This window comes from Nostoc sp., assembly GCF_036917395.1.
In the GTDB taxonomy this organism is placed as follows: domain Bacteria; phylum Cyanobacteriota; class Cyanobacteriia; order Cyanobacteriales; family Nostocaceae; genus Nostoc.
This window is the reverse complement of record NZ_JBALDI010000085.1, coordinates 123154-146130: the sequence shown is the minus strand read 5'-3', so window position 1 is coordinate 146130 and position 22977 is coordinate 123154. Positions and strand designations below refer to the sequence as shown.

Here is a 22977-nt window from a genome sequence, read left to right as displayed (position 1 = left end):
TCGCTCAATTGGTCATGCATTTATGAAATGCTCTACTTAGGGACTAGCAAGTAAAAAATATCTAATTATTTATTGTGGGATAGGCGTCTTGCCCCACCTATGAGCTGGGCGGGCTAAAAAGCAATACTCCACAAGATTGGATAATTTATCAATTTTGACAAGGGGATGGGGGGACAAGGGGAAATTGTCTCCCCATTTCCTTGTAGGGTGGCAACACGATACGGGTTTAATACCCCCACCAATGAAGGTGGCTGATCTTCAGGTGGGGTTCGTCAATTTTTATACACTACATAGTGCTTTTTGTCAAGTAGAAGCTTTCACCGCCGCTTCCGCTTGGGAGTGCAATAACAAACCGTATTCCAAGCCCTCCACTACCGCTTGATAGGAAGCCTCCAAAATATTGGTGGAAACCCCTACTGTTGTCCAGCGTTGATAACCATTACCCGATTCTACCAACACACGAGTTTTCGCCGCAGTGCCCGTATGTCCATTGAGAATCCGGACTTTGTAATCTGTCAAATCAAAGGTTGCTATTTGGGGATAAAAGTTCACCAAAGCCCTGCGTAAAGCCGCATCCAAAGCTGCCACGGGGCCATTACCTTCGGCCGCCTCCAAAATATTTTTCCCGTCAACAGCGACTTTGACTGTAGCTAGAGCATTGCTAGTTTCTTTCCCCTCAATCAAGTCACAGTGGACTTGAAAACCTTTGATTTCAAAAAACTGTTGACGATCTCCCAAAGCTTCGTGCATCAACAATACAAAACTTGCCTCTGCTGCTTCAAATTGAAATCCTTCGCTCTCCAAGTCTTTGAGGCGCTGGAGAATTTGCTTGGCCTCTGTCTTTAGCTGATCGAGTTCAATCCCAAAACTGCGGGCTTTGGCTAAAACATTGCTGAGTCCAGACTGTTCAGAAATCACGATGCGGCGATGATTCCCGACTTGTTCCGGCTGAATGTGTTCGTAAGTTAGGGGATTACGTTCCACGGCTGATACATGAATACCGCCCTTGTGGGCAAAAGCCGAACGTCCCACAAAGGGAGCGTGTTCATCTGGGGCGAGGTTGACCACCTCACTAACAAAACGACTAGCTTCTGTAAGTTGTGTTAGCTGGTCTTCTGTGATACAACTGTAACCCGCCTTCAGTTGTAAATTGGGAATTAATGAACAGAGGTTAGCATTACCGCAGCGTTCACCGTAACCGTTAATTGTGCCCTGTACCATCTTTGCCCCTGCCATAACGGCGGCTATTGCGTTAGCAACCGCCATTTCCGAATCGTTATGAGTGTGAATTCCGATTTGCGGCATTGGGGATTGGGAAGATTCTTTCCTAGTCCCTAATCCCCAGTCCCCGGTCACCTTGACTACATCTTGAACGATTTGGCTAATTTCGTGGGGTAAAGTGCCGCCATTGGTATCACAGAGGACTAGCCATTCCGCACCAGATGCGATCGCAGCCTCTAATGTCTGTAAAGCATAATCTGGATTGTGTTTGTAGCCATCAAACCAATGTTCGGCATCGTAAATAATCCGACGCCCTTGAGAACGGAGGTACTCAATCGTGTCACGAATCATCGCCAAATTTTCTTCTAACGTCGTCTTCAGGCTGGCTGTCACATGTAAATCCCAAGACTTGCCAAAAATCGTTACCCAGCGAGTCCCCGCAGCCAAAATAGCCTGTAGCATCGGTTCGGTTGCGGCAGTGGTATTGGGGCGTCGAGTCGAACAAAAAGCCACAATTTCAGCAAATTTTAGCGGATCTTCTTGGAGTTGCCAGAAAAATTGTACATCCTTGGGATTGGCACCAGGCCAACCGCCTTCAATAAAGGGAATTCCCAGTTGATCGAGTCTCTTGGCAATGCGTAACTTATCTTCTATCGATACTGATAGCCCCTCGCGCTGAGTGCCATCCCGTAATGTAGTGTCATAGAGCCAAAGTTGAGGTGAGGAATTTGTGGTCATAAAACTGAGACCGACGAGACAACTTTCGAGACAATGTGTCAATATACAACAAAACGCCAGTTTGGCAATTTAAAAATGCCTAAAGTACTAGCTGAAGGTAAAACAATTGATTGCGAGCAGGGAAGCAATCTCAGAAAAATTTTGCTGCAAAATAGTATTCACCTCTACAATGACGGTGCTAAGGTAATAAACTGTCGGGGCATTGGCAGTTGTGGAACCTGCGCGGTTAAGGTAGAGGGCGAAGTATCAGCAGCGAATTGGCGTGATCGAGCACGGCGTTCGCTTCCTCCCCATTCTCCTACAACAGATTTGCGTTTAGCCTGTCAAACTCAGGTTTTAGGCGATGTGAAAGTGACAAAGTTTGATGGATTTTGGGGACAAGGTTCTCGAATAGTGTGGACACCAAAAGGTTAAAAAGGAGTAAAACAAGATGGGTAGATGGACACCCTTAATTCTAATGGCTGGAGGTTTGGCCATTCTGCTTGGTACATTACTAGGCATCAACTTTCCTATGGGCGTACAAACCGCTAACGCTCCCGGTGGCAAAGCAGCCAAAGTTCTGCCAGCTAATATCAATGTTAATAGCAGTGCTGGGAGCAAGAATGAAGAAACTGCCACTGAAGGAAATGAAACAACTGAGACAAACCAAAACAGGCGCAGTATTGTAGCGCCAAGACCTGGTAACAGGAGTAACGTTGCCCAGAATCCCTCCAATGACTCAACCTCACCTTCTGATACTACAACAGACGGCAATACAGATACAGAAACAAACACAAACACACCATCCAGCGATGCAAACCAAGGCAATGAACCAATTCGAGCCTTATGGTAACGATAAGATCCGTCTTTAGTTACGAGTTATAAGTTATAAGTTATGAGTTAATTAGTTATGAGTTATTAGTTATGTACTAATGATAAATGGCTAATAATAAATGACTAATGACTAGTGAGATTGTAATTATTGGTGGCGGTGTTATTGGTTTAGCGATCGCCATTGAACTAAAACTGCGCGGGACAAACGTCACCGTGTTTTGTCGTAACTTTCAGGCTGCCGCTACCCATGCCGCTGCTGGGATGTTGGCACCAGACGCGGAAAATATCCCTAATGGGGCCATGCGTTCATTGTGTTGGCGATCGCGTGCTTTGTATCCCGACTGGACGCACAAACTAGAAGAACTAACTGGTTTAAATACTGGCTACCGTCCCTGCGGTATCCTCACACCCTTTTATGAAGAAAGCAGGGGAGCAGGCGAGCAGGGGAGCAGAAGGGAAAGTCTTTCCCCCTCATCCTCCTCATCTCCCCCATCCCCGGCTTACTGGTTAAACAAAGAGGCAATTCATCAATATCAGCCAGGATTGGGAGCAGAGGTAGTTGGTGGCTGGTGGTATCCTGAAGACGCACAAGTTGATAATAAAGCTCTAGCTCAAGTACTGTGGACAGCGGCTGAGTCTGTTGGTGTTAAACTCAAAGACGGGATTACAGTAGAAGCATTTTTACAGCAGCAAGGACAAGTGGTTGGCGTGCAAACCAATGCTGGGGTAATTCGCGCCGCGCACTATGTTTTAGCTTCAGGTGCTTGGTCAAATGAGTTGTTACCACTACCTGTGCTACCCAGAAAAGGACAAATGCTGAGTGTGCGGATACCAGAATTTGCGTCGGAATTGCCCTTAAAACGGGTTTTATATGGTCAGGATATTTACATCGTACCAAGAGGCGATCGGCTGATTGTTGGGGCAACAAGCGAAGCCGTTGGCTTCACCCCCAACAACACCCCAGAAGGCATTCAAACATTATTACAAGCTGCCATCCGGCTGTATCCCCAATTAAAGCATTATCCCATCCAAGAATTCTGGTGGGGATTTCGCCCAGCCACCCCCGATGAATTACCCATCCTTGGCACCAGCTACTGTCAAAATTTAACCCTTGCTACTGGTCATTACCGCAACGGGATTCTACTTGCACCAGTAACAGCGACATTGATTGCCAATTTAATCTTGGAACAAAAGTCTGACCCAATACTTTCAGATTTTCACTATTCGCGCTTCCAATCCCAGCCATCTACCTCTACCCCAATGCTGACTCACTCTGCCAATTTTTCCAACGGGCATCACCCTGCCATATCTCCACAGCACCCATCACTCCCCGCTCAAGATTCCCCACTAATTATTGCTGGCAAAACCTTCCAATCCCGCTTAATGACCGGAACTGGTAAGTATCGCAGCATTGAAGAAATGCAGCAAAGTGTCGCCGCCAGCGATTGCCAGATTGTCACCGTCGCAGTCCGACGGGTACAAACCAAGGCCCCCGGACATGAAGGTTTAGCTGAAGCCTTGGATTGGACAAAAATCTGGATGTTGCCCAATACCGCAGGTTGTCAAACTGCTGAAGAGGCGATTCGGGTAGCGCGTTTGGGGCGAGAAATGGCGAAATTGTTAGGGCAGGAAGATAATAATTTTGTTAAGTTAGAAGTAATACCTGACCTTAAGTATTTACTCCCAGATCCAATTGGGACGCTACAAGCCGCAGAACAATTAGTTAAAGAAGGTTTTGCAGTATTGCCCTATATTAACGCTGACCCCATGTTAGCCAAGCGTTTAGAAGAAGTAGGCTGTGCTACGGTAATGCCTTTGGCATCGCCAATTGGATCTGGACAAGGGCTAAAAACAACCGCCAATATTCAAATCATCATTGAAAATGCAGGTGTGCCAGTGGTGGTAGATGCTGGTATTGGTTCACCCTCAGAAGCCGCCCAGGCAATGGAATTGGGAGCAGATGTTTTGTTGATTAATAGTGCGATCGCTCTTTCTCCAAACCCAGCAGCAATGGCTCGTGCCATGAATTTAGCAACAGTCGCCGGTCGTCTAGCATACCTTGCTGGCAGGATGCCCATCAAAGATTATGCTAGTCCTAGTTCTCCTCTGACTGGGACGATTACTAGTTAAGGCATGGGGCATGGGAAATAGACAGACAAGGCAGACAAGGGGAATAACTAATACCCTGTTTGGCCAATGTAACGATTTGTCTAGCAGTTTCAGAGCGGATTTAGCATTTATGTAACATTAAATGAACGATAAAGATAAAGGAATTGATTCATGCCCTATACAAACGAAGAAGGCGGCCTTCTGAATAATTTTGCCCGGGAACCAAAGATTTATCAAGCAGAACCTCCCACGCAAGGGCAAAAGCGAACTTATATCTTACTAACAATCGCCGCTACAGCTTTGGTTGGCGGCTTGGTTTCAGTCGCCTTCTTTGTTTCTCAGAGCAGTTGAGCATTAAACATTTTAATAAAATTTCATCTTCTTTATAGTTTTTCAGGTTCCAATTTTTAGAGGAGCCTGCTTTTTTATTTTTTGTTAAAATTGAATTAGCAATTAAAGTATAATTGTATACTTTTTTCTTTTTATAAACCTGAAGGCTCAATTTATTCAAAGCCGCATAACATCCACTTAAAAACCATTTTCATTATGAGTTTAGCCTACTTGGATGCACCCATAAAGGTGATATATACTGTGTTTTGGCTCTTTAGCCGCTATGAGCGTGAATGATCCTGCACACAACAATAATTCTACTTGGAATCGGCAAGTATACCACCGCCTGAAACTTGCCCTAAGTCTTGGCTTACGACGACAATTTTTTTTAGCGGTATGTGATGATTTACACTTAAGAAATCAGGTGGCAGCCCGTTTGCACTCTACATTGGCTTATCCTGTTGGACAGGTACTATATCAGCCATCAAATTCTGATGAAAACAGCACTTCAGCTTATCCGCGATTAGTCACATTGCGTTTGAATTTAAATGATCCCAATCCCATAATCCAGATAAATCAATGGTTGGCTAATTATCCACCGCCAATTGTTGGGGCATCAAAAGATACCCCAAGAAGACCTTTTCCAGTCCCAGCATTTCAGATTGTAGGTGTGGAGCATCTCACCAAGCAACCAGTGGCAACACAACGGTTATTTTTACACTATCTCCGCTTAAGCGAAGAATATTTCTCTACACAAGAATCCAGCCGATTCCTAGAATCTAACTTGCTGTTATGGATACCGCGTCCTTGGTTATCTGCTATCAAGCAATCAGCACCACAGTTTTGGCGTTGCCGGACTGGCGTATTTGTGTTTGCTGGAGAACCCACACCAGCGACTCAGAATTTGGGCTATCCACAACGTTTTTCACGTTCTGGAAGCTTGGATTTAGGGAATATTGAGCAATCGATTCTAGATGAATCAGTTAACCAAGCAGAACTGAAAACCGCAGCCACCGAGTTAAAATTTGAGAATAATTCTGATTTTCCAGCAGAGATACAAGGGAATGGCGTATATAAAACCCAGGAAGTTTCGCCGTCAACAGCAGATTTATTGAAGGCTGCACCACAACAGCAGGAATCTACTAATAGGTCTGGTAGTGGGAGTAATAATCAATCGCTGTCGTCTTTATCTTATATTAGCAGCGAGTTAACGGAGCTATTGATAGCAACAATAAACACCAGTATCGCTCCAAATACGGAGGATTATTTACAACTGCACCAGATTTTGTTGGAGATTGAAGAATTACACCAAAAGCAAGTTCTAGGTGAGGTACTGGCAGAAGCCTATCATCGCTTAGGCACCTTATACCGCCTTCGCATTGAGCAAGGAGAGTCAACCCTAGAAAATCTGATGGTGGCAATTATTGCCTATCAGGAGGCAATTAGCTATGACGAAACCTCACCGCAACTCCCAGATATCTTGAATGACTTGGGTACTCTCTACTGGATGGTTTACCGCACACCACCTAATTCTGAAGAAGGACAAACTTATATAGAGCAGGCAATAGAATTTTATCAGTTGGCGTTAAATATGATTTCGCCCCAGACACATTCGGAAACTTACGCTCGTGTGCAAAATAATTTGGGGACAGCCTATGGTGATTTAGCTCATTTTTCTCACCCATCTGAAAATTGGCAGCAAGCAATTTTAGCTTATAGTGAAGCACTTAGCTACCGTACAGCCGATATGGACTCCTTAAAGTATGCGGCTTGCCAGAACAATTTGGGTACTGCTTACTGGCATCTAGGGCAATACAATCAACCGATTATACATTTAAAGAAAGCGATCGCAGCTTACAACGAAGCACTTGTACACTACAACCCCGAACAGGAACCGCTCAAGTATGGTATGATTCAAAACAACATCGGTACTGCCTGTTGGAATTTGGCACAATATGAACAACCAGCCCAAAATCTCCAGCTAGCTATAGATGTCTATAGCGAAGCTCTCAAGTATCGCACTCCAGCTAATGTTCCCAGTGCCTGCGCCGCTACACAAAATAATCTCGGTACCGCCTACTGGCATCTAGCAAACCTATCTCAGACAACTAAAGAAGCACGGCAAAAGTATTTACAACTATGTATCAGCGCTTACGAAGAGGCTATAGCCTTGGCTCACTCACTTAGCAGTACTTCTTTAAGTTTTGATTTGCTTGCCTCTTATAATAACCTGGGACTGGCACATTATGAGCTAGTAATAGATAAGTCTTTTAATGGCGACAAAGCAACACGTTCCCAACACTTAGAAGTAGCATTAGATAACCATTTGCAAGCCTTAAACGGATTAAGTAAACAACCAGAGGCTTATAAAACAACCTTCACTTATGTAATGAAAACTATTCGTGCTTTTCATAATGAATTAGGGATACAGGGACAAAATCTGGCTTTATCCAAAGTTCCTAGTCAATTGTTGCCAGAGATTTTGTCAAAGTTATAAAGCAGATGCCGAAAACCCTTGAGGATGAACCTGATTAGCGTCCCAATAGGCAGGGAGTGTCAAAAAAAATAGCTTGATATTAACTTGACGATTTATCAGCGAACCTACTAAGATAGCGATCGCTAACAGTTTACTAATTACAAAGTGCTAAAATATTTTCACAGTTCATAAAGTAAGCTTAATGTATATAATTTTTTGAATAAGATATATAAATATAATATGCCAAATTCAAAAGCATACCCGAACCTCCGCTAGTAGCGGGTCTATTCCTGCTAGGGATATATATGATATCTCGGAAAAATTCTTGGAGAAGAAATATTAAAAGCTTTGGTGGTTAGAACAGCTGTTCCTGTTCGCCCTTAAGGATCTAATTTCACTAGAGAATTTTCCGACTCCAATATGAGGTTTATAGCGGTTCTCGTAGCCTGTGGGAAGCCCTACGAACGGTACGCCAGTTGTACTCAAGTCTGTTAACCTGCCTATACAACTGGCTCCAGTATTCCACGCAATTGAGAACTGCTACATACTCCATATTTCATACTTGTTGATGGCAAGTAAATAAATTTTAACCCAGCACAAGAATTGCTGCGATCGCATCAAAAATTGATCGCACTAACCTTTTCAAGGTGACTCGTAAAATAAGATTGTTTTTTCTCACCACTCTCAGCACCTCTGCGGTTTAATGCCCAAGTGATTGCTTCCAGAAGCCGGCTAGCTGGGAATTATTTTAGCTGATCGCTTTTTGTGGATAATAAAACATTAAAACCCGTCAGCGCGGGTTTCGTTTTTATGGTTGTCCGACTTTGAGTCACCAAGACATAATTTGAGTTTGGCTGCTATTCTCTAGTTACAGAATAGTCATACCAATTCTGTATAAGGAAAATATCTCCCAAGTCCTAGCAAATCAATCTAAAATAAAAGTAAGAGTTCGCAGTTAGCCACATTCGCCTCTATTCAATGGCTTAGATATGTGGACATAAGTAATAAAACAGCATTTGGGAACAAGATGATACTCGTTTTGCGTCCTATGAATGTCTCGCCTCTGATTTTAGTAACGCACATTAGCAAGATACAAATTCTGAGGAGCGATGTCTACGATGGGCTATTTGGCGTCGCGATCGCCCAGACTCCTCATGATAATAAGTACTTTTATCTTCGGAATACGCCTATAGACAGGTTCATAAACAGTCAGAAACAAACTCAGTGAATCACCGTCATTACATACATCACATACACAAAGGACAACCCTCTTATGACTCGCCTATATCAATGGAAATCTGGAACTGCTGCACTTATGGCAATAGCAGTTACTACAAGCGTCATTAGCCCCCTATTGGGCTTTGCTCCTGCTAATGCACAATACAGACTTGGGCAATATGGAACTGGGCAATACGGAAACGTTACCATTCCTTCTGGGGTTGCTTTTCCTGTCACCTACGAAAAAGAGACAATTACTATTGCTCCTGGAGAAAGTAAATCTCTAACCTTAAGAATAGCTAATGACATTCTCGACAGAAATAGAAACGTCTTAATTCCTGCCGGTACTAAAGTAAATGGACGGCTAGAACCTGTTGACTTAGATAATTATTCAAGAGATACAGATCAAAACCAAGGAAAAGGCGTGCGGTTTATAGCTCAAGAATTAGAATTTTCCAATGGTCAGCGTCAGTCAATTAATGCAAGTTCTCGGACATATACTACAACTCAAAGAGTTTCACGGGGACCAAACACAAATCAGGTTTTAACTGATGCAGCTATTGGTGGAGGTGCTGGTGTTTTAGGTTCACTAATTACTGGCAACAACAGAATTGACGATTTAAAACCTGTTCTCGGCGCAGCTGCGGGTGCGGGTGCGAGTGTCCTGTTGCGGAAAAAACAAGTAAATGCTTTTGTCCTCAGACCCGCAGAGGATTTGAGGCTCACACTGAATTCTAACTTGAATTTAGTACCACAATCCCGCTATTAGATTTAACTCAATTTAAGTCGTGAGTTTAATCACCCCTGATAGGCGATCGCCACTTTAACTATAGTGGGCGATCGCATTCATTTTTAACTATAAAAAATTTTATTTAACAGCAACTCTTCAACCTCTATATCGTCTTAATCAGTATCAATATTTATTGGAATACTTATTTAATTGCGCTATAGGAGGAGCTAGGAAAGTCGGCTCTATTGTATTCTCTATTCAAAAAAGTATTCAAAATTACGGAATATCCTGATATTTTTGTTCAGTAGTGGCGATAAAGGAGCCTTAATCTTGTGGTAATTCCAGGTTTCAGTTTAAGCACATATCTTGCAATTCCCGTGCTATTAAGTCTTTTGGCTGGGGCAGAAAGGATAAAAGTATCTTTAGTTGAAAACGCCCGTCAGGTATCCACTAATAAGGAAATCATCCTACCCAACCACGAACTAATCAGCACTCAGACGACTCCGAAAACATATTATGTTAGTGGTGAGGGAAATGACACAAATAATGGACTCTCTACTTCATCCGCCTTTAGGACAATTCAAAAGGCAGCAGATATAACTAATCCTGGCGATACAGTATTGATTATGAACGGAGTATACACAAATTTAGCTAAAGCTCCGAGTGTAGTAAGTATTAAACGTTCTGGAACTGCAAATGCATGGATTAAGTATAAAGCATATCCTGGTCATTACCCAAAAATTAAACACAATACATGGAACGGTATCCTGATTTCAAATGGAGCTTCATATATTGAGATCAACGGGCTGGAAGTTATAGGAAACAATGCCAATATAACCCTTGATTATGCATTAAGTCAAAAGAGTAATAGATCAAATCCGCTTACAAGCGGAAACTGTATAAACATGGACGGACGAGCCAATGGTCATGTTCATCATATCCGTATTCTGAACAACAAAGTGCATGACTGTGGAGGAGCAGGTATCGGAGCATTGCAGGCTGATTATGTGAAGGTAGATAATAACACTGTGTTCAATAATGCCTGGTATGGTGTTTATGGTTGCAGTGGCATTTCGATGGGAAGCAATTGGAATTCTGACACCAACCGGGGATACAAGATGTTCGTGACCAACAACAAGGTATATAACAATCGCATGTACATCCCTTGGATTGCGGTGGGAAAGATCACAGATGGTAATGGCATTATTATCGATACTTCCAGAAATGATCAGAACCCAAATTTGGATGCATATGGAGGACGGACTTTAATTCAAAACAATCTGACATTTAATAATGGTGGTTCAGGGATTCATACATTTTTAAGTGAGCATGTTGATATCGTCAATAACACAGCTGTTTTAAATAATCAGAGTCCAGAAATTAAAAGTGGACAAATATTTGCCCGTGGCTCATCAGATGTCAGAATCTCAAAAAACATTCTCTATGCTTTTCCTGGCAAGGATATTAACAATGACGATCATCAAAATAAAAACGTGATTTATGATTATAATATCTACATCAATAGTTCTCAGGTAAACGTTAAGGGATCTCACGATATTGTTGCAGACTCCGAGTTTTTAAGTAAGCATTCTACTTTAGAAAAAATATCTGGCGATTGGAAATCGCGGTTAGATAAACAAAATCCGCCAACGCAAACTTATGTAGAGCCTAAATCAGCAGGTTTTGTTTGTGGGCAAGTGACTTATCGTTTGCAAGGTAAACTCATCAAAGTGGGATGCTCCCCGCTATCTTTGGCTCAAACTACTTTTTCTGATGTTTCATCTAATTATTGGGCGGCACAATTTATTCAACAATTATCTCAACTAGGTGTAATTGCCGGATTTCCTGATGGTAGCTTCCGCCCTGAAGAACCGGTGACACGCGCTCAATTTGCGGCGATGGTCAACAAAGCCTTCCAAAAAACACAGCAACGGCAGACAATCAATTTTACTGATGTGCCCAGCAACTATTGGGCATCCAGTGCAATAGAGCAAGCTTATAGCATTGGTTTCTTATCTGGTTATCCTGGAAATCGTTTTGAACCTAACCAAGCCATTCCCCGTGAGCAGGTTTTGGTTTCTTTGGCTAATGGTCTGGAATATAGTCCCAGCGGCAATACTGAAAGCACTCTGCAATACTTCAACGATGCCTCTAACATCGCTAGCTATGCCCGTAGCCCGATCGCCGCAGCAACACAGAAGCAAATTGTGGTGAACTATCCGAATGTGAAGTTGCTGAAGCCAACTGCAACCGCCACTCGCGCCCAGGTAGCAGCTTTTATTTACCAAGCATTGGTTAGTTCTAATCAAGCCTCAGCAATTAACTCGCCCTATGTCGTGTCAAACCTCAGCAATTAACTCGCCCTATGTCGTGGCTGTCGGATCTACTATCCCAACACCTGTATCAGTCATATTTTCTTAAGGGACTACTATTGTCCTTAGAACTGCACAGGATTTAAGGCTCACACTAAATTAAAGTTAGAATTTAGTACCACAATCTTGCTATTAGATTTAACTCAATTCAAGTCGTGACTTTAATCACCCCTGATAGGCGATCGCCACTTTAACTATAGTGGGCGATCGCATTCATTTTTAACTATAAAAAATTTTATTGAACAGCAACCATTCTACCTCTATATCGTCTTAATCAGTATCGATATTTTTTGGAATACTTATTTAATTGCGCTAAGAATTAATTTGGTGATTAGACTATTTATATTGCTTAGTTACTTTGATAGAGGCTTTTAAATTATAACTGTATGACTAAAGTAATGGTTTTGACAAAAAGCATAAATAAGGCGGAACTCAATACTTCAGTAAGTTGTCTTATTATTTAACAGTAAAAAACCTAATTTTACCGGAGTTAAAAATTAATGTTTACTTTAAATCGTTGGCAATCTAGAACAGCTGCCCTCATGGCTTTAAGCGTCACAGTCGGTACTGTAGCGCCTTTGATTACAGCTTCGCCATCTTTAGCTCAAACTACTTTTTCTGATGTTTCATCTAACTATTGGGCGGCACAATTTATTCAACAATTGTCACAGCGAGGTGTAATTGCCGGATTTCCTGATGGTAGCTTCCGCCCTGAAGAACCGGTGACACGCGCTCAATTTGCGGCGATGGTCAACAAAGCCTTCCAAAAAACACAGCAACGGCAGACAATCAATTTTACTGATGTGCCCAGCAACTATTGGGCATCCAGTGCAATAGAGCAAGCTTATAGCATTGGTTTCTTATCTGGTTATCCTGGAAATCGTTTTGAACCTAACCAAGCCATTCCCCGTGAGCAGGTTTTGGTTTCTTTGGCTAATGGTCTGGAATATAGTCCCAGCGGCAATACTGAAAGCACTCTGCAATACTTCAACGATGCCTCTAACATCGCTAGCTATGCCCGTAGCCCGATCGCCGCAGCAACACAGAAGCAAATTGTGGTGAACTATCCGAATGTGAAGTTGCTGAAGCCAACTGCAACCGCCACTCGCGCCCAGGTAGCAGCTTTTATTTACCAAGCATTGGTTAGTTCTAATCAAGCCTCAGCAATTAACTCGCCCTATGTCGTGGCTGTCGGATCTACTACCCCAACACCTGTATCAGTCACAATTGCCCAAGGGACTGCTATTCCTGTGAAGTATGACAAGGCAGAAAAAATTCTGGTTACGAAGGATGAAACAGCGCCTTTGACATTGACTGTATCCCAAAACGTGGTTACGCAAGACGGATCTTCTGTAGTGATTCCTGCTGGTAGTCAAGTTATTGGTCAACTCAAACCTGCTACAGGCGGTTCTCAATTCGTTGCCCAGAAACTGGTTTTGACCAATGGTCAGGAGTATCAGCTTAACGCTACTTCTGAAGTGATTACCAAAACTGAAACCGTCAAGAAGGGTATTAGTACTGGTTCAATTATCAAGAATACTGTATTGGGCGCAGGTGCAGCAACTGCGATATCAGCTGTCACTGGCGATCGCGCCATTGCCACAGAAGAAGTCTTGGGTGGCGCTGGTATCGGTGCATTGGTTGGTCTGTTCTTCGGTAAGAAGAGTGTTGACTTAATCGCCATTGACCCAAATACTGATTTACAAATGACGATTAATCAAAACTTGTTGGTTTCACTTAGATAGTCAGGAGTGAGGAGTTATGAGCGGTCAGTGGTGAATTGAAACGACTTTTTAATTGAAAACTCCCAACTCCTGTACAGACGCGATTAATCGCGTCTGTACTCCTCACTCCCAACTCCTAACTTTTAGTTTTCAACTTCCGGTAACCAAATAATAAACGTAGTCCCCGGCGCATCGGGTGAAGTTAGCTTAGAGTTGATTGCAGGGCTGAAAATCTCGATTTCGCCCTGCATTTGCTCTATTAATTGTTTAGCGATCGCTAGCCCCAAACCTGTGCCGGGGATTTCTGTTTGCGCTTGTACACCTCGATAATGCCGTTCTCCAAGATGTTCTAAATCTTCAGGTGGAATGCCAGGCCCGTTATCACTAATGACTATTCCCTGAAAATTAGCTTTTTCTTGCCCAGCCTGAATCAAAATTTTGCCGCCAGTGGGAGTATATTTCAAAGCATTATCAATAATGTTAGTTAACACCTCTCGTAATGCTTTGACATTGGCACGCACTAAAGATGAATTATCTTGAATTTCAGTTATTAGTTTTAGCTTTCGTTCTTGGGCGATCGCTTTGGCTGATATTAATAATGGTTCTAATATATCTGCTAACGAGCAGTCAACCGCTTTATCTCCCGTTCCCGGTAATAATAGCGGCGGTTTAGCATCTTTTTGGATACTTGCTTCTACAAATACTTCATCTTCCGGTAGATGTAGTGGTGCTAAATCTACCTCTGTCAAGTCAATTACTTGCTCAAATTGTTGCAGTAATTCTTGGAGGCGATCGCTTTCCCGCACAATACTATTTGCCACATCTCGATTGGCATCTGCTGGCCGGAACCGTTTCAATAGCAGTTTGCCAAAAGTCCGCAACGCCGTTAAAGGGTTGCGAAACTGATGCAACAGGTTATCCAGTAAATCCCCCTGTTTTTCTTGGAGAATTTGTTGCTCACGCAACTGCTGCTCAAACCATGCCCGCCGTTGATCTAAAATACAAGCGATCGCCAGTGTTTGAGCTATCCGTTGAATCTGACTTTCCTCATGTTCATTCCATGCCCGGTCTTGCCTACCCGTCACCAGTAACCCCATCATCACACCCTCATAAACCAGAGGTAAAACAATTTGATTACCACTAAGTAGGTATTCTTCTTTTAGATGGGGTTGAGATGCGTCTGGTCTTTCAGACTCCCGTGACGAGGTTGGAGATTCTGATCCTGCTGTCAATAACCTTCTGTGATCATTGGGTAATATAAACACATTTCCAACTTGAAGTTGCTTGTGTACTGTCGCTTCAGCAGTCTCCTCTCCTGGCGGTAATAATGCTGTTTCTGGGTAAATTACCACAGGAATCAGTTTGGCCTCACCTGAGGGAGTCTCTACCAATTCTTGTGTGAGGTACACAATACTTAAAGTTGCTCCCAGCCCTTGGGTTAGCAGCGCTATTTGCTCTCGACACAGAGCCAGAAAATCGGAACTGGCAGACATTAACATTTTTTAGCTCTTGCTCAAGATTACAGATTTTGAGGCATGATGTTAAGAGAGGATACTTAGTTTTTACCTCATTCATTTTATAAAGCTTAACTAAAATCTTCTTAGTGATGGTTACTACCAAGGGATTATATCCTTAGGTGGTTTTGTTTTCTCTAGCTTCAAAGATATTAATTTTCTTGCATTAAAAGGTTAAAAACTATTGATATTTTGAACTAGAACTTATATAATGACGACGGATTTTGTAGCTATCACTACAATCTATAGCTTGAAAGAGGAGGACAATAGATTGGCAAGGAGACGCAAAAGGAAAAGTCGTCGTCGTCAGGAAGGACGGCGGATTTTGGAACATGTGCCTCAATATAGCATCGAAAGTGGCGAAGAAAAACCTGTGACAGCAGCGAGAAGATTCATTCAAGCTGAAGGGATTTTGCCACCGGCATTGCTACTCGTAAAGCGAAACGAACACACCACAGACCGTTATTTCTGGGCAGAAAAGGGACTCTTTGGTGCTCAATACGTAGAGGAAAACCATTTCTTGTTTCCTAGCTTGAGGGTGTTAGAACCTTCGCCAGGTCAAGAACCTCTTGCTTTAGCTACTCGGTGAACCAGAAATGGTCATCTTACGCATTGAATGTGGCTCCTGACTATCATTAACTGGCAAAATTGCTAAGTTTATGCAAAATTTAATTTTTTTTTAGTTTGGAGCTGATTTGCTTTTTAAGGCTAGTCCAAGTAGTTGGAAAGTCAACTCGTCTCAAACCACGCTAGATTGCATGGGTTGATGCTAGTGTCATGATGCAGAAGGGAGTGGGTATAGAGCCAAGCGCGTCCAAAAGCGCTAGTGAAGTTGCGCTCTTATGCCGTAAATTATTAAGGAAGCTCTGTCAACAAATTTAAGTTAATGAATTTAAATTTTTCCCCACGACACAAGTCGTGGGGAAAACTGACAAAGCAGAAGTCTTGATTTCCTCCTAACTACTTTCCATTGCCTAAAGAGTAGGTCAGGTAAAAAGTCTGCATATCATAGTTAAGAGATGGTCACCCAAACCAACAATTATTCACCAGCCTTGAGCTGTAGAGTTCTCTGTAACTCACTGAGTTCATCTCGATGGGCAACTACAGTGATCTTACTTGAGGAGGTTTGTTCGCTCTGAGTTGTTTCTACTTTGAGCGACACCTTCTCAAGTCTTCCAGATTTTTTCCAATAAAATAGACCACTTAAAGGCGACAGCAGTACCATAGCCAGAACAAGGGTACTGAGGTTAGGAAAAAGCAGAGAAACGACTAGTGATAGACAAACAATACCAGTCGCTGCTAGCAGAGTTAAAAATATAGCTAAGAACCAACTGGGGCGAACAAAACCTTCAAAAGTCACTTTGTTTTGTTCTCGGTCTACCGCTGCCACTCGGTAAGACCGTGAGCGAAAATACTCTTTTAATTGAGACATTAAAGCAGCTTCGTCTTGTTCAGATACCAGTTGCGCTGTTTCTATGCGGTCTTTAGTCGAGGCACGAATAAAGAAAAACAGCCCAACCGATAACAACAAGGTAAGCAGGAACGTAGATGGCAGAATAGCAGTATCCATAACTAATTGTTAGTGTTTGACTACGAATTTTAGATTTTAGATTTTAGATTTTAGATAAAAGATTTTTTGGTTCATGCCCCACCCCGCACTTCGTGCCGCTACGCGTAGCTTGCTTCTCCGTAGGAGTACGTGGGCGGAACAAATCCAAAATTCTCAATTTAAAATCCTTAAGCCCCATACCCTTGTGGTCGGGGTCAATCCAAAATCGGAAATCCAAAATCCAAAATTGATTGACTGGAGGAGACTTATTCATTATCAATTATTCGTTACTTTGTCCTTCTGTTGATGTAGTCTTGCCAAAGAATTGCTAAATCTTGTGCTTGAACTTGCCATCCTGGAAAAACTTGGTACATCCGCCTGGGGCGTCCTCGTCCTTCGAGTTTCTTCCAATATCCAGTGATTGCCTTTTGGTCTTCCAGAAATTTGATTGCACTATAAAGTACGGTATCCGAAAGCCTATAGGTGGGATATTCAGTTTCTAATCGCTCAATCAACTCAGTTCCGTAGGATTCACCTTGTAATAAAACAGACAGTATGTAACAAACTGCTACTTCCTGACAAAGGTAAGTTGGCGGAGGATTCTCAAAAAATTGATATATATCCTCAAGTTTCATGGTTAGTGAATGGCTAAAAAAATGCCTTAGGGTAAGGTCTACAATTCTTGTAGTCAGTATACAGTGCTACTACTAAGTGAGTAATATATATAAAGCTACTTAGATTATATTTCCAAAGCGTAAACACCAAATGATTACCCACGCCTGTGAAGTTGTGGGACGAATTTGCGAGTTTTAAGGGCACAAAATACTGTACCCCTACCCAAGCTCGATCCGGTGTGGTGAGGAGCAAACAGACAGTGGCGAAGTCACTATCTTGGTATTAAGTGATGCCGAACTGGTTAGAACTGCTTAAGCAATAAAATGCCATCGAAGAAATCTTACAGGTAAAATGCAATTTTGTCTGTAAAACTTAAGAAACACTTTGTTTTCCAGTGATTTTACCAATGTAGATTCTAAAAGCTTAAGCAGAAGGCATATGGGTTAAAGCTGCTACGCCTGTGGACACACCTAAGCATTAACTATTTCTGATTTCCTCGACAAGAGAATCTCTTGTCTTATTTGGCAAGTGTAATAGTAAATTTATCAAAGAAGACGCAAAGACTAGCGAAGGGAGAGACGCAAAGTGCGATACCTCTCAACAAGGCTTTCCGTGTCCCCTGGAAGTTCTGATTTGAGGCTTTTAGATCAGACTTCTCTCCGTGTTTTTGTGTCCTTTGAAAGCGCCCAGCACATTGGTGAACAGTATGTCACAGACTCCCGATGCTCCATCATCTTCCTCAACTCTCCGGGCGATTGCCCAAACCTTTCGCCTTACAGGTTGGATTAGCTTCTGGATTCAGCTAGTACTAGGCGTTGTTTCTAGCATAATTGTGCTGCTGTTCGCCATCTTTAATCAAAGAACTGGCAGTCCTACTAATAATCCTGGGACTGGCTTTGGCGTATTTTTAGCAATTTGTGGACTGGTTATTTTGGCTGTGGGCATTTATTTAGCTTATCGTTACACTAGAATTGGCAAGCAATTGGAATCCTCCAATTCCAGCAACCGCCCTCGCAAAAGCGAGACTGTGCAAGTATTACGCTTAGGGCTGTGGGTGAATTTAGGGGGAACGCTGGTAACTCTTTTGGGGGCGCAAGCGATCGTGGGGACACTGGTAGCAAGATCCATATCTCCCCAAGCTATAACTACGCAATTTTTTGACCCCACCCGGATTATTAGCGGTCTAGATATGCTTGTGGTGCAGGCAAACACTAACACTGTCTCAGCACATTTTGCAGGGCTTATTGCGTCACTTTGGCTACTCAATCGGATTAACCGACCTTAATATGAGTCATAAGTGCTGAGTTTTCAGAAGTCAAAAGAAATTAATCATACTTTTCCGAAACGGACAAAACTGGGTGTGAAGACAATTACATAATCCTTATAATCCTTCATTAAATTTGATTAGTTGGTTTGTCATCAAAGTCCTGTTGTAGAGACGTGAAATCTCACGTCTCTACAAGCCTCTAGTAGGTGATGCCAAAACTAGCATAGGGATGATAAGTACCTTTTTTGGAAGTCTGACACTATGAAAAATCAACCAGCACAGAAATTTAATCAAGACGTATGGAGATTTGGCGTACAGGTTTTCTTTAGTAGCATCGTGTTGGGGCTGTGCATTTTCAAGCTTGGCTCGCCAGGGGACGAAAAGAATATTGCGCTTTACTGGGGTGGTTTATCAGGTGTGCTTGCATACTGGTTACCTTCACCTGGACAAAATAGAGACGATAAGGAACCAGCGAATATCACTCAACGGACGTTTGCAGCCGCTGATAACAATAATGGTAATGGTCAGAGTCTTGCTCAGGTTACTGAAACGACAGTAACTCAAGATCAGAATTCATGATTAGTCACATGCATTATGTGATTTCTTAGCCCTGGCAGTGATGCTAGGGTAAAATCTTGATTAAAGATTGAGACTAATTTTTCCAATAAACTTTGTTTTTCCAGTTACAGCAAAGCAAATTTACTATATGCTAAATGCTTATATGTTAACTGTATTGACAGGAAGAATTTAGGCTAAAAACTGAGAAAAATCTGTGCTGGATATTAAGCAAATACGGGAAAATCCGCAATTAGTTCAAGAACGATTGAACAGTCGTAGTGGTAAATACGACATTGAACCGATTTTACAATTAGATCGGCAACAACGGCAACTAGAGGGGACACGTAGTCAATTTCAAGCTCGTAGCAACGAAATCGGTAAAATTGTCGGGCAGAAGATTAAATCTGGGATAAATCCTCAAGACCCAGAAATTCAAGCTTTGCGGGATGAAGGTAACTCTGTCAAAACTACGTTGAGCGAACTGGAACCCCAGGAAAAAAACCTCAAAGCTGAAATTGCCCAACTTGTATTGGCACTTCCCAACTTACCAAGCGACTCTACACCCCTTGGAAAGAATGAGGAAGATAACGTAGAAGTGCGCCGTTGGGGTGATGAGTACATTCTCCAAAACCCGAATATTCTCCCTCACTGGGAAATCGGCGAAAAGCTAGGTATTCTCAATGTCGAGCGGGCTGTAAAAGTTGCCCAAAGTCGCTTTGTGACATTGATAGGCGCTGGTGCAGCATTGGAGAGGGCATTAATTCAATTTATGCTGACTCTCCATACTCAAGCTGGGTATGTGGAAGTCAGTCCGCCGCTGTTAGTGAATACCGAGTCTTTAACGGCGACCGGTCAGTTACCCAAGTTTGCTGAAGAAAGCTTTAAATGCGCTGATGACGATTTGTGGCTGATTCCTACAGCTGAGGTTCCAGTTACAAATCTCTACCGGGGTGAAATTCTCGCTGCGGAAGACTTGCCTATCTACCACTGTGCTTTTACTCCCTGTTTTCGCCGCGAAGCTGGTAGTTATGGGCGCGATATGCGGGGATTAATTCGCCTGCATCAATTTTACAAGGTGGAAATGGTGAAATTTGTCGAACCTAGTACGTCCTTTGATGAACTGGAGAAATTGGTGGGGAATGCAGAAGCAATTTTACAGGCGTTGCAGTTGCCTTACCGAGTCGTAAATTTAAGTACTGGGGATTTAGGATTTGCCTCGACCAAAACTTATGATTTAGAGGTTTGGTTGCCCTCTTCTGGCAAATACCGCGAAATTTCTAGCTGTTCCAATACTATAGATTTCCAGGCGCGACGGGCTGATATTCGCTTCAAAGAGGCGGGGAAGAAAGGTACTCAGTTCGTACATACCCTCAATGGTTCGGGTTTAGCGGTAGGACGGACGATGGCAGCAATTTTGGAGAATTATCAACAACCTGATGGGACGGTGAAGATACCAGAAGCGCTGCAACCTTACTTTCAGCAGGGAGAAAAGTTGGGTTTTCCATCGCTGTAAAATTTACAAAGAGTTGAAAAGTCAACAGTTGTACCGCAAATTTCGCAACCAGTCTCACCAGAACGTGTTTCAAAGCCAACAATACAATTCCAATACCGTTATATTGTTGATTTGCTGTTTTGGCTTCCAATCGCCTCTTATGTTGTGTGGGTAATACTATCGTTGTTGTTTTAACAGAAAAACCAATCTGACCAAAACTTACGATTTGGAGTATATAGACAGTTAGGGTGCGTTAGCGACAGCGTAACGCACTCTATTAGCTTTAGATGTTAGAACCAGGGATGAAATATGCCCCATACCCAATGACGCCACTTGCTTCTCCTAAGGGAGACGCTGCGCGTAGCTTGTCCCCGTAGGGATACAAGCCGGGGAACCCGGACAACGCAGTGGCTCCCCAATGCCAAATGCCCAATTAGAATGGAGATAAGAATATAGCTTAATATCTTCACTAATTTACTCTATGTCAGTTTTAGCAGCGATCGCAGTCTTGGCTGTTCTGATCTTGGTACACGAGTTGGGACATTTTGTTGCAGCCCGTTCTCAAGGCATTCTGGTTAACCGTTTTTCTTTGGGTTTTGGCCCAGTTCTTTTAAAGTACCAAGGTTCACAAACCGAATATGCTGTCCGTGCCTTTCCCTTGGGCGGCTTTGTGGGCTTTCCCGATGATGACCCCGATAGCGATGTTCCACCCAATGACCCGAATCTGCTGCGTAACCGTCCAGTTTTAGACCGGGCGATAGTTATCAGTGCCGGAGTGATCGCAAATTTAATATTTGCCTATTTGGTGCTGGCTCTGCAATTGGGTATCGTCGGTATTCCCAAGGAATTAAACTATCAAGCTGGTGTCCTTGTACAGCCTGTTAATCAAGAATCTGTTGCCTATCAAGCAGGAATTCGGGAAGGAGATATTATTCTGGCTGTGAACGGTCAAGAACTCCCGGCTTCTGACAAGTCAACTCCTTTGCTGACTAAAGAAATTCAAACTCATCCCAATCAGCAAATCGAACTGAAAATTCAACGTGAAAACCAACAACAATCCCTGAAATTAACACCAAAACTAGGAGCCGATGGCAAAGGTGTAGTTGGTGTGGCACTCAGCCCAAATGCTACAGCAGTTTATCGCCGTCCTAATAGTCCTTTTGAAATTTTCGGTATTGCTGCTAACAGGTTTCAACAATTATTTGTTGGGACACTCAATGGTTTTGGGCAGTTGATTACCAACTTTCAACAAACTGCTGGACAAGTTTCTGGGCCAGTTAATATTGTCAAAATAGGTGCAAAATTAGCTGAGGACAATAGCGTAAACTTGTTGTCTTTTGCTGCAATTATCAGCATTAATTTGGCTATTATCAACATTTTGCCTTTACCAGCCTTGGATGGTGGACAACTCGCTTTTCTGCTGATTGAAGGTTTGCGCGGTAAGCCTGTGCCTGCTCGTATTCAAGAAGGTGTAATGCAAACAGGTTTGGTGCTACTCTTAGGACTAGGAATTTTCTTGATAGTCAAAGAAACTACTCAATTAACTAGCCAATTGGAGTGGGTACAAAAATTGTTCCAGTGAGTATTACCTGCAAATCGTTATCTAAAAAGCAACGATCGCTAGAAATTTTAGCTCGTCTGAAGCGTCTTTATCCAGATGCTACTTGCTCTTTGAATTACTCAACGCCAGTACAACTGTTGGTGGCAACTATTCTTTCGGCTCAGTGTACTGATGAGCGAGTAAATAAAGTGACACCGGCTTTATTTGGTAAGTTTCCTGATGCTGCTAGTTTAGCGATCGCTGACTTGGTGGAATTAGAAAGCTTGGTGCGTTCAACTGGGTTTTATCGCAATAAAGCCAAGAACATTCAAGCCGCCTGTCGGATGATTGTCACTGAGTTTAACTCTGTTGTCCCCAACCAAATGGAACAGTTGTTAAAGCTTCCAGGTGTGGCGCGGAAGACAGCAAATGTAGTTCTGGCTCATGCTTATGGCATTAATGCTGGGGTGACGGTAGATACTCACGTCAAGCGCCTGTGCGAACGTTTGGGTTTAACTGAAGCAAAAGACCCAGTTCGGATTGAGCAAGACTTAATCGGGTTATTGCCGCAATCAGATTGGGAAAATTGGTCAATTCGGCTGGTTTATCACGGTCGTGCGATTTGCAAAGCCCGTTCTCCTGCCTGCATTGCTTGTGAGCTTGCTGATTTATGCCCTGCTGCGAATAAACCAGTGGTTGTAGGGTAGGTTT

General features: G+C 42.8%; 17 protein-coding genes and 2 pseudogenes. 15 read left to right on the top strand and 4 right to left on the bottom strand.

Annotated features, from left to right (window positions below):
* Positions 1-303: 303 nt before the first annotated feature.
* The gene (cimA, locus tag V7K46_RS30455) at positions 304-1959 is read right to left on the bottom strand and encodes a citramalate synthase (RefSeq protein ID WP_335119923.1); all 1656 of its coding nucleotides are present in this window, start codon (positions 1957-1959) and stop codon (positions 304-306) included.
* 75 nt (positions 1960-2034) lie between these two features.
* On the opposite strand from cimA, the gene V7K46_RS30450 reads away from it, so the two are divergent.
* From V7K46_RS30450 to V7K46_RS30415, 9 genes and pseudogenes are all read left to right on the top strand, one after another.
* The gene (locus V7K46_RS30450; protein ID WP_322716724.1) at positions 2035-2373 is read left to right on the top strand and encodes a 2Fe-2S iron-sulfur cluster-binding protein; all 339 of its coding nucleotides are present in this window, start codon (positions 2035-2037) and stop codon (positions 2371-2373) included.
* Positions 2374-2389: 16 nt separating this feature from the next.
* Positions 2390-2791 (top strand): hypothetical protein, encoded by a 402-nt coding sequence (locus tag V7K46_RS30445; protein ID WP_335119921.1) that lies wholly within the window; start codon positions 2390-2392, stop codon positions 2789-2791.
* Between the two features lie 107 nt (positions 2792-2898).
* Positions 2899-4902 (top strand): glycine oxidase ThiO, encoded by a 2004-nt coding sequence (gene thiO, locus V7K46_RS30440; RefSeq protein ID WP_335119919.1) that lies wholly within the window; start codon positions 2899-2901, stop codon positions 4900-4902.
* 150 nt (positions 4903-5052) lie between these two features.
* Positions 5053-5232 (top strand): photosystem II assembly protein Psb34, encoded by a 180-nt coding sequence (gene psb34, locus V7K46_RS30435; protein WP_335119917.1) that lies wholly within the window; start codon positions 5053-5055, stop codon positions 5230-5232.
* 262 nt (positions 5233-5494) lie between these two features.
* Positions 5495-7708, top strand: a complete 2214-nt coding sequence (locus tag V7K46_RS30430) for a tetratricopeptide repeat protein (protein ID WP_335119915.1) — start codon at positions 5495-5497, stop codon at positions 7706-7708.
* A gap of 218 nt (positions 7709-7926) precedes the next feature.
* A pseudogene (locus V7K46_RS32240) lies at positions 7927-8046 on the top strand (PEP-CTERM sorting domain-containing protein); the annotation flags it as partial.
* Positions 8047-8960: 914 nt separating this feature from the next.
* Complete coding sequence (locus tag V7K46_RS30425; RefSeq protein ID WP_335119913.1) at positions 8961-9674, top strand: conjugal transfer protein TrbI; 714 nt, start codon at positions 8961-8963, stop codon at positions 9672-9674.
* Positions 9675-11332: 1658 nt separating this feature from the next.
* Positions 11333-11977 (top strand): annotated as a pseudogene (locus V7K46_RS30420) (S-layer homology domain-containing protein); the annotation flags it as partial.
* A 530-nt stretch (positions 11978-12507) separates the two neighbouring features.
* Entirely contained in the window at positions 12508-13752 is a 1245-nt protein-coding gene (locus V7K46_RS30415) for an S-layer homology domain-containing protein (RefSeq protein WP_335119912.1), read from the top strand.
* Positions 13753-13874: 122 nt separating this feature from the next.
* Here the strand turns inward: V7K46_RS30415 and V7K46_RS30410 are convergent, their stop codons facing one another.
* Positions 13875-15230, bottom strand: coding sequence for a GAF domain-containing sensor histidine kinase (locus V7K46_RS30410; RefSeq protein ID WP_335119910.1), 1356 nt, complete (start codon positions 15228-15230; stop codon positions 13875-13877).
* Between the two features lie 286 nt (positions 15231-15516).
* Between V7K46_RS30410 and V7K46_RS30405 the strand changes: the two genes are divergently transcribed.
* Positions 15517-15834, top strand: coding sequence for a DUF3155 domain-containing protein (locus V7K46_RS30405; RefSeq protein WP_273769574.1), 318 nt, complete (start codon positions 15517-15519; stop codon positions 15832-15834).
* 450 nt (positions 15835-16284) lie between these two features.
* Here the strand turns inward: V7K46_RS30405 and V7K46_RS30400 are convergent, their stop codons facing one another.
* Both V7K46_RS30400 and V7K46_RS30395 read right to left on the bottom strand, forming a co-directional pair.
* The gene (locus V7K46_RS30400) at positions 16285-16815 is read right to left on the bottom strand and encodes a cofactor assembly of complex C subunit B (protein WP_335119908.1); all 531 of its coding nucleotides are present in this window, start codon (positions 16813-16815) and stop codon (positions 16285-16287) included.
* A 266-nt stretch (positions 16816-17081) separates the two neighbouring features.
* Positions 17082-17429: a PadR family transcriptional regulator gene (locus V7K46_RS30395; protein ID WP_335119906.1), complete on the bottom strand. Its 348-nt coding sequence runs from the start codon at positions 17427-17429 to the stop codon at positions 17082-17084.
* A gap of 686 nt (positions 17430-18115) precedes the next feature.
* Here V7K46_RS30395 and V7K46_RS30390 point away from each other — a divergent pair.
* From V7K46_RS30390 to nth, 5 genes are all read left to right on the top strand, one after another.
* On the top strand, positions 18116-18694 hold the full coding sequence (locus V7K46_RS30390; RefSeq protein WP_335119904.1) for a DUF3611 family protein: 579 nt from the start codon (positions 18116-18118) through the stop codon (positions 18692-18694).
* Between the two features lie 243 nt (positions 18695-18937).
* On the top strand, positions 18938-19255 hold the full coding sequence (locus V7K46_RS30385) for a hypothetical protein (protein WP_335119902.1): 318 nt from the start codon (positions 18938-18940) through the stop codon (positions 19253-19255).
* Between the two features lie 193 nt (positions 19256-19448).
* Complete coding sequence (gene serS / locus V7K46_RS30380; RefSeq protein ID WP_335119900.1) at positions 19449-20747, top strand: serine--tRNA ligase; 1299 nt, start codon at positions 19449-19451, stop codon at positions 20745-20747.
* A gap of 460 nt (positions 20748-21207) precedes the next feature.
* Entirely contained in the window at positions 21208-22308 is a 1101-nt protein-coding gene (rseP, locus tag V7K46_RS30375; protein WP_335119898.1) for an RIP metalloprotease RseP, read from the top strand.
* Positions 22284-22973, top strand: coding sequence for an endonuclease III (gene nth, locus V7K46_RS30370; RefSeq protein ID WP_335119896.1), 690 nt, complete (start codon positions 22284-22286; stop codon positions 22971-22973). The genes rseP and nth overlap by 25 nt, the downstream gene beginning before the upstream one ends.
* Positions 22974-22977: the final 4 nt, after the last annotated feature.